Source organism: Kitasatospora sp. NPDC057198 (genome assembly GCF_042670125.1).
Taxonomy (GTDB): domain Bacteria; phylum Actinomycetota; class Actinomycetes; order Streptomycetales; family Streptomycetaceae; genus Kitasatospora.
This window is the reverse complement of the sequence record NZ_JBHUWH010000280.1, coordinates 1-10423: the sequence shown is the minus strand read 5'-3', so window position 1 is coordinate 10423 and position 10423 is coordinate 1. Positions and strand designations below refer to the sequence as shown.

General features: G+C 74.5%; 15 protein-coding genes and 1 tRNA gene. 10 read left to right on the top strand and 6 right to left on the bottom strand.

Going from position 1 to position 10423, the window contains the following annotated elements; translation table 11 throughout:
- Window positions 1-663, top strand: a 663-nt coding sequence (locus ACFUEL_RS26555; RefSeq protein WP_380239280.1) for a hypothetical protein, incomplete at its 5' end; no start/stop codon positions are given.
- On the opposite strand, the gene ACFUEL_RS26550 is transcribed toward ACFUEL_RS26555, so the two are convergent.
- Both ACFUEL_RS26550 and ACFUEL_RS26545 read right to left on the bottom strand, forming a co-directional pair.
- Window positions 654-1250: a hypothetical protein gene (locus ACFUEL_RS26550; protein ID WP_380239279.1), complete on the bottom strand. Its 597-nt coding sequence runs from the start codon at window positions 1248-1250 to the stop codon at window positions 654-656. The genes ACFUEL_RS26555 and ACFUEL_RS26550 overlap by 10 nt on opposite strands.
- A gap of 26 nt (window positions 1251-1276) precedes the next feature.
- Window positions 1277-1798, bottom strand: a complete 522-nt coding sequence (locus ACFUEL_RS26545) for a SixA phosphatase family protein (RefSeq protein ID WP_380239278.1) — start codon at window positions 1796-1798, stop codon at window positions 1277-1279.
- A 106-nt stretch (window positions 1799-1904) separates the two neighbouring features.
- Between ACFUEL_RS26545 and ACFUEL_RS26540 the strand changes: the two genes are divergently transcribed.
- On the top strand, window positions 1905-2399 hold the full coding sequence (locus tag ACFUEL_RS26540; RefSeq protein WP_380239277.1) for an FBP domain-containing protein: 495 nt from the start codon (window positions 1905-1907) through the stop codon (window positions 2397-2399).
- 7 nt (window positions 2400-2406) lie between these two features.
- Here the strand turns inward: ACFUEL_RS26540 and ACFUEL_RS26535 are convergent, their stop codons facing one another.
- Window positions 2407-2928, bottom strand: a complete 522-nt coding sequence (locus ACFUEL_RS26535) for a YbhB/YbcL family Raf kinase inhibitor-like protein (RefSeq protein WP_380239276.1) — start codon at window positions 2926-2928, stop codon at window positions 2407-2409.
- Window positions 2929-3091: 163 nt separating this feature from the next.
- Entirely contained in the window at window positions 3092-3940 is an 849-nt protein-coding gene (locus ACFUEL_RS26530; protein ID WP_380239275.1) for an alpha/beta hydrolase, read from the bottom strand.
- 94 nt (window positions 3941-4034) lie between these two features.
- On the opposite strand from ACFUEL_RS26530, the gene ACFUEL_RS26525 reads away from it, so the two are divergent.
- The 3 genes from ACFUEL_RS26525 to ACFUEL_RS26515 all read left to right on the top strand — a co-directional run bounded on the left by ACFUEL_RS26525 (window position 4035) and on the right by ACFUEL_RS26515 (window position 6512).
- Entirely contained in the window at window positions 4035-5198 is a 1164-nt protein-coding gene (locus ACFUEL_RS26525; RefSeq protein WP_380239274.1) for a hypothetical protein, read from the top strand.
- A 122-nt stretch (window positions 5199-5320) separates the two neighbouring features.
- A complete protein-coding gene (locus ACFUEL_RS26520; RefSeq protein ID WP_014136828.1) occupies window positions 5321-5617 on the top strand; it encodes a type II toxin-antitoxin system VapB family antitoxin in 297 nt (98 codons plus the stop codon).
- Between the two features lie 205 nt (window positions 5618-5822).
- Complete coding sequence (locus ACFUEL_RS26515) at window positions 5823-6512, top strand: LytR C-terminal domain-containing protein (RefSeq protein ID WP_380239273.1); 690 nt, start codon at window positions 5823-5825, stop codon at window positions 6510-6512.
- A gap of 118 nt (window positions 6513-6630) precedes the next feature.
- On the opposite strand, the gene upp is transcribed toward ACFUEL_RS26515, so the two are convergent.
- On the bottom strand, window positions 6631-7266 hold the full coding sequence (gene upp, locus ACFUEL_RS26510) for a uracil phosphoribosyltransferase (RefSeq protein WP_344549639.1): 636 nt from the start codon (window positions 7264-7266) through the stop codon (window positions 6631-6633).
- A gap of 181 nt (window positions 7267-7447) precedes the next feature.
- On the opposite strand from upp, the gene ACFUEL_RS26505 reads away from it, so the two are divergent.
- From ACFUEL_RS26505 to ACFUEL_RS26485, 5 genes are all read left to right on the top strand, one after another.
- Window positions 7448-7684, top strand: a complete 237-nt coding sequence (locus ACFUEL_RS26505) for a hypothetical protein (protein ID WP_380239272.1) — start codon at window positions 7448-7450, stop codon at window positions 7682-7684.
- A 307-nt stretch (window positions 7685-7991) separates the two neighbouring features.
- Window positions 7992-8570, top strand: a complete 579-nt coding sequence (locus ACFUEL_RS26500; protein ID WP_380239271.1) for a hypothetical protein — start codon at window positions 7992-7994, stop codon at window positions 8568-8570.
- A gap of 29 nt (window positions 8571-8599) precedes the next feature.
- Window positions 8600-9133: a tRNA adenosine(34) deaminase TadA gene (gene tadA / locus ACFUEL_RS26495; RefSeq protein WP_380239270.1), complete on the top strand. Its 534-nt coding sequence runs from the start codon at window positions 8600-8602 to the stop codon at window positions 9131-9133.
- Window positions 9134-9186: 53 nt separating this feature from the next.
- Window positions 9187-9276 (top strand) — tRNA-Ser (locus tag ACFUEL_RS26490).
- A gap of 159 nt (window positions 9277-9435) precedes the next feature.
- Entirely contained in the window at window positions 9436-10110 is a 675-nt protein-coding gene (locus tag ACFUEL_RS26485; RefSeq protein WP_380239269.1) for a DUF4328 domain-containing protein, read from the top strand.
- Between the two features lie 72 nt (window positions 10111-10182).
- Here ACFUEL_RS26485 and ACFUEL_RS26480 read toward each other — a convergent pair whose 3' ends face one another.
- Window positions 10183-10317: a hypothetical protein gene (locus tag ACFUEL_RS26480; protein ID WP_380239268.1), complete on the bottom strand. Its 135-nt coding sequence runs from the start codon at window positions 10315-10317 to the stop codon at window positions 10183-10185.
- Between the last annotated feature and the right edge of the window lie 106 nt (window positions 10318-10423).

Below are 10423 nucleotides of genomic sequence, written 5' to 3'. Positions count from 1 at the left end.
GCCTTCGTCGACGGCAACGGCAACCTGGAGACCTCCGACCCGGACGGCGGCCACAAGACCGTCGTCGCCAAGGCCCCCTCCGGCGTGACCTGGTCCCACCCGACCTGGCAGGTCTTCGGCGCGGACGAGCCGCACGGCGCGGGCACCTACCTGCTGTTCACCGCGGACGACAAGAAGAGCCTGCGCCTGATGTCGGTCGAGGCCAAGGCGGGCGCCGAGCCCGAGGTGCTGCACGTCGGCGACTCCGAGGGCGCGCAGATCCCGGAGACCGGCAACCTGTGGCCGTACTCCAACGGCCTGTCCGGCATGACGGTGTACGCCAACAAGGACGACGGCCAGGTGTACTTCCACGACGTGCTCAGCCGGACGAACGGCGGCGCGATCGCCGAGGGTTCGCAGCCCGCGCTGGCCGACGAGGGCGCGCTGGTGTTCGTCCGCTCCGCCCAGGGCCACAGCCACGTCTTCGCCAGTCCGGGCGACGAGAACGCCGACCAGCAGATCGACCTCACCCCGGGCGCGACGGTCGACTACACCGAGCCCGCGATCAGCCACGACGGCCAAACCGTCGCCTTCCGCGGCCCGGACGGCATCTACACCGTCCCGTTCACCGGCGGGCAGCCGGAGAAGGTCGCCGACACCGTCGGCCTCCCCGCCTACCGCTGAGCGATCCGGTCCAACTCCGCGCGCAGGTTCGGCAGTTGCTCGTCGGCGTCGTCGTGCGGCAGCCACTCGACCGGGTCCAGGAAGCGGAACAGCACCTTGGTCGGGGTGATCCCGAACTCGTACTCGGCGAAGCCGACCACCGCACCCGCGTCGCCCCGGGCGGCCCCGCGCACCACGTGCGCGGTGAGCCCGTCCGGGGTGTCCCCCTGGACGGCCGTCACCCGGCGGCGGGCGTTGGAGCGGGCCAGGTACGGGCAGACCATCGAGGCGTACAGCATGCACGCCCGGTGGCCGGGGCCCTCCGTGGTGGGCGCCATGTTCCGGTAAGGGCGGCCGGCCGCCAGCGCCTCGCCGATCGCCACCGCCTCCGTACCGCCGACCACCCGCCACACCGGGCCGCGCGGCATCAGCGTGTTGCACACCGAGCACAGCCGCTCCCGGGCGCAGGCCGCCGACCGCTCGTAGTCGGTCAGCGCGAACTGCGGCCGCCCGTCCTCCCACGGGGTGATCGCGGGTACCGGGTAGCCGCGGTCGTCACGTGGGCGGGCCGCCACGGCGGGCGGCTTGGGAACGGTGTCGAAGCGCACGCCCCATGACTATCACGCCCCCGGATTCATCCGCGCGGCACCGCGTAGTCGGTCAACTCGGCGCTCCCCGGTGCGAGTTCTCCCCATTCGCCCGGTACGTCGAGCACCGCCACCCCGGCCGTGGCGAACTTCTCCCGCAGCCGCTCCAGCGCCTCGTTCCGGTGCCCGTTCCCGCTCCCGTGGGCCAGCCCCAGCACCAGCTCCTGCACCTCGGGCCGGTGCCCGACCAGCATCACGGTGCGCACCACCGGCGGCAACTCCCGCAGCAGCTCCACGAGTTCGTCCGCGTCCGCCCGGTACGCCCGCGGTTCCAGGACGAGTTCGGGCGCGCCGCCGATCTCCGGCTCGGCCAGCTCCCAGGTCTGCCGGGTGCGCACCGCGGTGGAGCACAGCACCCGGTCCGGCACCAGTCCGTGCTCGGCCAGCCAGCGTCCGGCCGCCACCGCGTCGGCCCGGCCGCGCTCGGCCAGCGGCCGCAGCTCGTCCGGGACGTCCGGCCAGTCCGCCTTGGCGTGCCGCAGCACGATCAACCGCCGCTGTTGCGTCATCCCCCCAGTGTGGCCCGCACCGCGAACCGCGCTCCACCCAACGCGCGGTCCGGTGCCGGTGGAAAACCGGGCGACGCACCCGCGTCCGCCCGGTTAGCGTCGGGGCATGCGTGCCCTGACCGAGCCCGAGATCCGGGCGTCCTTCGTCAACTGCTCCAAGGGCGAGGCCAAGCGGCTGCCCGTCCCGCGCGACCTGGCCCAGCAGCGCTGGGCGGACCTGGACTTCCTCGGCTGGCGCGACCTCGGCGCCCCCGACCGGGCCTACCTGGTCGCCGTCCTGGACGGCACCCCGGTCGGCCTCACGCTCCGCTCGCCGAACGTGAAGCGCAGCCTGACCCGCACCAACGTCTGCTCGGTCTGCATCACCGCCCACGCGGGCAGCGGCGTCTCGCTGCTCACCGCCCCCCGGGCCGGCGCGGCCGGCCGCGAGGGCAACTCGGTCGGCACCTACCTCTGCGCCGACCTGGCCTGCTCGCTGTACGTCCGCGGCCTGCGCCGCAGCGCCTCGGTCAGCCGCCCGGACGAGTCGCTCCCGCTGGAGGAGCAGATCGCCCGGACGGCCGCCAACCTGGAGGCGTTCCTGCGCCAGGTGCTGGCCTGAGCGCGCGTCACGGCGCCGACCGGTACTCCACCGTCAGCAGGGCCCGCCCCAGCGCGTGCGCGGTCAGGTTGAACCCGACCTGCGCCGCCGGGGTGTCCGGCCCGACCTCCAGGGCCGGCACGTCCAGCGCGTGCACCACGAACACGTACCGGTGGGCCGGCCCGGGCGGCGGCGCCGCCCCGTCGTAGCGGTGCCCCGGGAAGTCGTTGCGGACGTGGAACGCCCCGCCGGGCAGCGTCCCGTCGCCGGCCCCGGCCCCGGTCGCCAGCTCGGTGACCTCGGCCGGCAGGTTCACCACCAGCCAGTGCCACCAGCCCGCCGCCGTCGGCGCGTCCGGGTCGTAGCAGGTCACCGCGAACGACCGCGTCCCCGCCGGGAAGCCCGACCACGACAGCTGCGGCGAGGTGTTCCCGGCCGCGTGCACCTGCGCGTCCGGCATCGTCCCCCCGTCCACCAGGTCCGTGCTGCGCAGCTGGAACGCCGGCACCGGCGGCAGGAAGCCGTACGGAAGCGGAATACGCCCGGTCATCGGTCACCATCCCCATCGAAGGCCCTCGGAGTACCGCCCCAGCCTATCCACCGCCGGGCCGCGTCAGGGGCCGGGGAACGGCGGGTCCGGGCGGCCGGCGGCCGGATCCCGCCGATGCGTCCGGGCTGCTCCGGGCCTCCGGGACAGCGGCCGCCGCGGGCTCTCACCCGCGCCGGAGCGCCTCCACCGCCGCCCCCAGCACCGTCCCCACCTTCCCCAGGTCGAAGACCAGGTCGAAGTGGTTGCGCCCGCCCACCAGCAGCTCGTGCACCGCGACGCCCGCCCCCCGCAGCGCCTTCGCGTACTCGGCCTGCTGCCGCCCGAACTCGTCCGTCTCGTGCTCGCCCAGCGCCAGCACCACCGGCGGCAGCCCCGCCAGCGCGTCCGCCCCGGCGTGCAGCGGGCTGAGCGCGGCGGCGCGGGCGGGGTCGAGGCCGAGCGGCTGGTTGACGTAGCTGAGGGCGACGGGCTCCAGGTCGTAGACGCCGCTGAGCAGCGCGGCCCCGCGGATCCGCCCGCGCAGCCGTTCGTCCAGCAGCGCGGTGGCGGCCAGGTGCGCCCCCGCGGAGCTGCCGCTGAGCACGATCCGCTCCGGGTCGGCGCCGAGCTCGGCCGCGTGGTCGACCAGCCAGCGCACGGCCGAGGTGACCTGCTCGACGATCCGTTCGACCGTCCAGTGCGGGGCGAGCCCGTAGCCGACGGCGGCGAACGCGGTGCCGAGCGGGACGAGGTCGAGCGCGGGGAAGCCGGAGTCCTCCTTGCCGAGCTCCTGCCAGAAGCCGCCGTGCACGAACACGTGCAGCGGCGCGCCCGGCCGGGCGGCGGGGAAGAAGTCGATCAGCTCGGGCGCGTCGGGCCCGTAGCGCAGTTCCCGGTACCCGGGCAGTTCCCGGCGGGCCCGGCCGCTCTCGACGGCGTAGGCCCGGAGTTCGGCGTCGAAGTCGGCGACCTCGCTGCTGGGTGAGTACTCCCGGTCGAGTTCCTGCTGGTCGAAGCCCCGGTAGACCGCCATGGCGCCGCTCCCCTCACCCAACCAGGTATAGACCAATACGGGAGCGCACGGTTAGCGTGGTCACTCCCCGTACTTCCTTCTCCGGAGTTGCCCCGTGGAGACGTCCGTCCTCGCCTTCGCCACCGACCTGCTCGACGAAGGGGCCGACGCCTTCTTCGGCAACCTTACCGACCGGGCGGGCGCCGGCGGCGTCACGCTCGCGTCCGTCTACCACGAGGCCCGGGACGTCTTCCCGCACAACCCCCGGCGCGTGCTGCGCTACCTCGAACCGGGTGCTGCCTACTTCCGCCCCGACCCGGCGCGCTGGGCCGGCCGGCGGCTCGCCCCGCTGCCCTCCACCGCGATCGGCGAGCGCGACCCGTTCGCCGAGGCCGCCGAGGAGACCCGCCGCCGCGGCCTGAAGCTGCACGCCTGGACGGTCTTCTGCCACAACGACCGGCTCGGCTTCGCGCACCCCGACTGCGCGCCCGCCAACGCCTTCGGCGACCGGCACCTGACCGAGCTGTGCCCGGCCAACCCGGAGGTCCGCGAGTACTGCCGCACCGTGGTCGAGGAGCTGGGCCGCTACGGCGTGGACGCGATCCGCGCCGAGTCGCTGCACTTCCACGGCCTGGCGCACGGCTACCACCACGAGCGCTACTTCGAGGAGCTCGGCCCGGTCACCGAGGCCCTGCTGTCGGTCTGCTTCTGCCCGCACTGCCTGGCCGCCGCGACCGCCGCCGGCGTCCCCGCCGAGCACGTCCGCGACACCGTCCGCGCCGAGCTGCGCGCCCGCCTCGCCGACGGGTCGCGGGCGCTGGCCCCCGCCGCGCTGGACGAGCTGGCCGGCGGCGCCTTCGCCGCGTACGTCGACGCCTCGGCCCGCACCGTCACCTCGCTGGCCGCCGAGCTGGCCGCCACCGCCGCCGCGCACGGCATGCGGCTGACCTTCATGGACGGCGGCGGCCCCGGCACCGGCTGGCTGTCCGGCATCGACCTGCCCGCACTGGCGGGCGCCGCCCACCAGATCGAGACCCTCGGCTACGCGAAGACCCCCGGGGAGGTCCGCGAGAAGGTCGCCGCCTTCGCCCTGCACGGCGTGAGCCCGCGCGACATGGCGGTGATCCTGCGTCCGATGGCCTCCGACTGCGACGGCCCGGACAACCTGGCCGCCAAGATCGGCGTGCTGCGCGAACTGGGCGTCCCCGAGGTCGAGTTCTACCACTACGGCCTGATGCGGCTGTCCTCGATGGACCGGATCGGCCGGGCCCTCCGCTAGCCGGCGGCCGCCCGGAACGCACCGTTCGTCCGCACAACGGCCACTTGGTCCCCTCCCCCGGTCAACGCACCGTTGGCACCCGCCTGCTGCGCCCGGAGCGTCCCGAACGGTAGGCTTTCCGTGTGATCTTCAAGCGCATCGGCAACGGACGGCCGTACCCGGATCACGGCCGGACCAGCACCCGCCAGTGGGCGGACGTCGCGCCGCGTCCGGTGCGGCTGGACCAGCTGGTGACCACCAAGGGCCAGTTGGACCTGGAGACCCTCCTCGCGGAGGACTCCACGTTCTACGGGGACCTCTTCGCCCACGTGGTGAAGTGGCGCGGCGACCTCTACCTGGAGGACGGCCTGCACCGCGCCGTCCGGGCCGCCCTCCAACAGCGGCAGGTCCTGCACGCCCGCGTGCTGGAGATGGACTGACGGCCGCTCATCCGGGGGCGGGCGCAACCGGTGCCGGTACCGGTACGTCCTTTCGAGTGCCGTCGTCCCCCGGATGATGATCGTTTAGTACCTGCGCACCCGTTGTCGGATTAGTCTGCTGACTACAGCGGTCACGCGGTCCGTTCCCCACGGCCGTTCCGCGGTCACCGGCACCCCACCCTGGCACCTATGGGGGAGACAGACCATGAGCATGTTGACTCCCCGGGGTTTGAAGGGGAAGCAGTACCGCGTCACCGGAAACGCCTACCCCCGGCTCGGCCGGCCCACCCGCCGCGGCCGGAAGGCCGCCCTCGGGCTGGGCGGCGTGCTGGTCCTGACCCTGGTCTCGGTGGGCGGCGTCCAGCTGTACGACGTCTTCAGCGGCAAGCACAAGGGCGCCACCGCCCAGGCGTGCGCGGGCAGCTCCGGCACGCCGCTCGCCGCCCCGGAGAACTCCCCCGCGGCCGGCGCCCCGGCCTCCCCCGCCTCCGGCGCCCCCGCGCCCGTCCCCAGCGACACCGCGGTGCCGCAGCCCGCCGCCGTCAAGGTGAACGTCTACAACGCCACCGACAAGTCCGGCCTGGCCGCCCGCACCGCCGACGAACTGCGCAAGCGCGGCTTCGTGGTCGACAAGGTCGGCAACGCGCCCGCCGCGCTGGCCAACAAGGTCCCGGGCACCGCGCAGATCCTCAGCGGCCCCGGCGGCCTCGGCGCGGCCACCCTGCTGCTCTCCCAGGTCGCCTCCGCGACCTCCACCGAGGACACCCGCACCGACGCCACCGTCGACTTCGTCATCGGCGACACCTTCAACGCCCTCGCCGACCCCACCCAGGCCGCCGCCGCCCTCGCCGAGCTCACCAAGCCCTCCCCCAGCCCGGAGCCCGGCCACTGCTGAGCCCCACCGGGAGCGCGGCGAACCGCACCGCACGCCCCCGCGAACGCACCGGATCCGGCCGAGGACGACGCCCCGTCCCCGGCCGGATCCTCCGCTTTCGGCCCCGGGCCCCGGGGTCCTAGCCGGCCGTCCCGTACAGCCGGTCGCCCGCGTCGCCCAGGCCCGGCACGATGTAGCCGTGCTCGTTGAGCCGCTGGTCGACCGCCGCGGTGACCACCGTGACCGGCCGGCCCGCCAGCTCGCGCTCCATCACCTCGACGCCCTCGGGCGCGGCCAGCAGCACCACCGCGGTGACGTCGGTCGCGCCGCGCTCCAGCAGCATCCGGATCGCCGCGACCAGGGTGCCGCCGGTGGCCAGCATCGGGTCGAGGACGTAGATCTGCCGCCCGGAGAGGTCGTCCGGCATCCGGGTCGCGTAGGTCGACGCCTCCAGCGTCTCCTCGTTGCGGACCATGCCGAGGAAGCCGACCTCCGCGGTCGGCAGCAGCCGGGTCATGCCGTCCAGCATGCCCAGGCCGGCCCGCAGGATCGGGACGACCAGCGGGCGCGGGTAGGAGAGCCGGGTGCCCCGGGTGACGGCGACGGGGGTGGTGATCTCGACCGTGTCGGTGCGGACGTCCCTGGTCGCCTCGTACGCGAGCAGGGTCACCAGCTCGTCGGTGAGCCGACGGAAGGTCGGCGAGTCCGTGCGCTCGTCGCGCAGGGTGGACAGCTTGTGGGCGACCAGCGGGTGGTCGACGACGTGGAGACGCATGGCACCAACGGTAACGGCCACCGGCACGTGTGTACGACTCCGTACGAACCGGGACGACCGGGACGACCGGCCGGGACGGCCCGCCGGACGACCCGCCGGAGCACCGGGGATCCGCCCGGAATCACGGAAGTCGGGCCGCTCCTGTGGTATCCCCGGGGCCGATCTGGGAAAGTCGGGACCTATGAAGAGCAACCCGACGCGGGCGACCACCGCCGGCGCGGGCGGGTCCGGCTCGACAGACGAGTCCCGTCCGATACCGGAGACCGAGGGGGAGACCGACGCGGAGCGGCGCAAGCGCCGGGCCGTGTTCCTCCGCGAGCTGGCCGAGGCCCGGGAGCTGCGGGCCCGGGTGCGGCCGAGACGGACCAAGGAGCGCCGGATGCGCGAGGCGTTGCGGATGCGAACCTTCCGGATCTGACCGCGCCGGTCCGGTCCGGCCGCCCCGCGGGCACCGCGCCCCGCACCGCAGTCGCGCCCCCCGGAGCGCCCCGGCGCCCCCGCCGCAAGGCGTCCGGCGGTCAAGATCCGCGCCCCGAGCGGCCGGAAGCCGACCTTTCCGACACGACCTGCGAAGACGCGCTGCCGAACACCCCCCGCAGCGGCGGCCTTTCTGTCACGATGCGGTGGGACGGTCCGAACGGCGGACCGCCTTCTGGCGCGGGGGCGGCCGGACCGCACCCGCCCGAGATCGCCGACAGCCGAGACCAATCTTGGGAGTGTCCCTGGTGGCGTACTTCGCTGCAGTGCTTGCTCGCACCGGTGCCGGGTGGGATGTGAGCGAGACGGAACTCGACGACGTAGAGACCCTGGCCGACCTGACCGACCTGGCCCGCGAGGCGGCCGAGGACGAGGACACCGTGCTGGTCTTCATCGAGCAGGAGGACGCGTGGTTCGCCGTCCTGCGCATCGACGGTGAGGACGACCCGCGGATCTTCGTCTCCGACGCGGCGGCCGCGGCGCGCAGTTCGTACGGCGCGGTGCTCACCGACGAGTTGATCGAACAGGACGGGGAGGCCGACTTCGACGACCTCGACGGGCTCGTCGCCGGGCTCGACGCCGACGACGAGGCCGAGGACGAGGACGAGGCCGACGGGGCGGCCGCGGCCGCGGACGACGAGGAGCCGGCCGGCGGGCGCGGCGGGAACCCGGTCGGGCCGATCGGCGACTCCGAGCTGCTGACCGAGTTCGGGATGACCGCCGCCGACCTGCTGGAGCTGGCCGGCGAGGGCGCGGCGCCCGGCGACGCGCTGGGCGAGATCGCCGAGGCGCTCGGCTGCGGCGAGGTCCTGGAGGCCGTTCGGTAGCGGCGGGCCCGGTGCCCGACACTGGGTCCATGCAGTCCCTTCCCACCGACACCCTGGGCGAACGGCCGCGGATCGCGCCGCTGCCCGCCCCCGAACGCCCCGATCCGGTCCGCGACCGGTGGACGGGCCGGATGCGCCTCGCGATCGAGGAGGCCGCACTGGCCACCGCCACCGGTGACGTCCCGGTCGGGGCGTTCGTCCTCGGACCGGACGGCACGGTGCTCGGCCGGGGCCACAACGTCCGCGAGGCGGAGGGCGACCCGACCGGCCACGCCGAGGTGGTGGCCATCCGCGAGGCCGCGCGGGCCGTCGGGGAGTGGCGGCTGAGCGGCTGCACCCTGGTCGTCACCCTGGAGCCCTGCACCATGTGCGCGGGCGCCATCGTGCTCTCCCGGCTCGCCCGGGTCGTCTTCGGCGCGTACGACCCGAAGGCCGGCGCGGCCGGCTCGCTCTTCGACGTGGTCCGCGACAACCGGCTCAACCACCGCCCCGAGGTGGTCGGCGGCGTCCTCGCCGAGGAGTGCACCGCCCAGCTGCTGGCCTTCTTCGACACCCAGCGCTGAGCCGCCCCGGAACGGATTTCGCCCCGTCCCGCCGATCCGGTAGAGTTCCCCTCGGTAGCGTGTCCGAGCGGCCAAAGGAGCACGCCTCGAAAGCGTGTGTGGGGGCAACTCCACCGTGGGTTCGAATCCCACCGCTACCGCCACTCGAAGGGCCCGACCGTTCTCCGGTCGGGCCCTTCGGCGTTCCCGACTTTCCTCCCCGAAGTGGACAAACCGCCGCTGAGCTGCGGTTTTACCTGGTCTTGTGTCAGCGCCGGGCACTAGTGTGCGAGCTCCCCCACAACCGGAACCAGGAGTTCAGCATGCCTTCGCCAGCCGTCTACAGGTCCCCGCGCGGCCCGGCCACCGCGACCGCGGTGCTGCTCGCCCTGAGCGGGGCGGTGGCCGCCGGATCGGCGGTCGTGATGCTGTTCCTGTACGCGGCGGAGCCGGGCGACGACATCTCGCTGCTGGTGGACCTCTTCGGATCGAACGCCACGACGGACGCCGGACTGCTGCTGACGCTGGCCACCGCGGTGCTGTTCGTCCTGTGGCTGTACCGGGTGCGGGTGAACGCCGAGGTGATCTACCCGCACGGGCAGCAGTACGCGCGCGGGTGGGTGATCGGCGGCTGGATCGTCCCGCTGGTGAACTTCTGGTTCCCGTGGCGGATCACCAACGACGTCTGGCGGGCCAGCGGCCCGCCCGGCGAGCACGGCGTGCCGCGCCCCGTCCCGGCCGGGCTGGTGCACGCCTGGTGGACCACCCTGATGCTGGGCAAGCTGCTCTCCGTGCTCGGCCGCCAGAGCATGGGCTCCGAGGCCGCCCTGCACTACGTCGACTCGTACCGGGAGGCGCTGACCGTCCTGATCGCCTCCGAGCTGCTCACCGCGGCCGCGGCGGTGCTCGCGGTGCTGATGGTCCGCCGCCTGACGGCCATGCAGGAGGAGCACGCCGCACGGGCCCGGGCGGTCTGGGCCCCGCCGGCCGCCGTCTGAGGAAACCCGAAGGGCCCCGACCGCCCACCGCGGCCGGGGCCCTTCGCGCTTCGTGCTTCGTGCTTCGTCCGGTCAGCCGCGCCGGCGGGCCGTCCGCAGCGCCAGCACCCCGGCGAGCAGCAGCCCGGCGGCGGCCAGCAGCGGCAGCCCCGGCGCGCTCCCCGTCCCGGGCAGCGCCCCGCCCGGCCCCGGCACGGGCGGGGACACGGACGGCGACGGCGACGGCACCCGCGGCGGTGTAACGGGCGGCGACGGCGTCCCGGGGGGGTGCGCGGCCGGCGGGGCGCGGGGGCCGGGGCGCGGGGGCTACGGC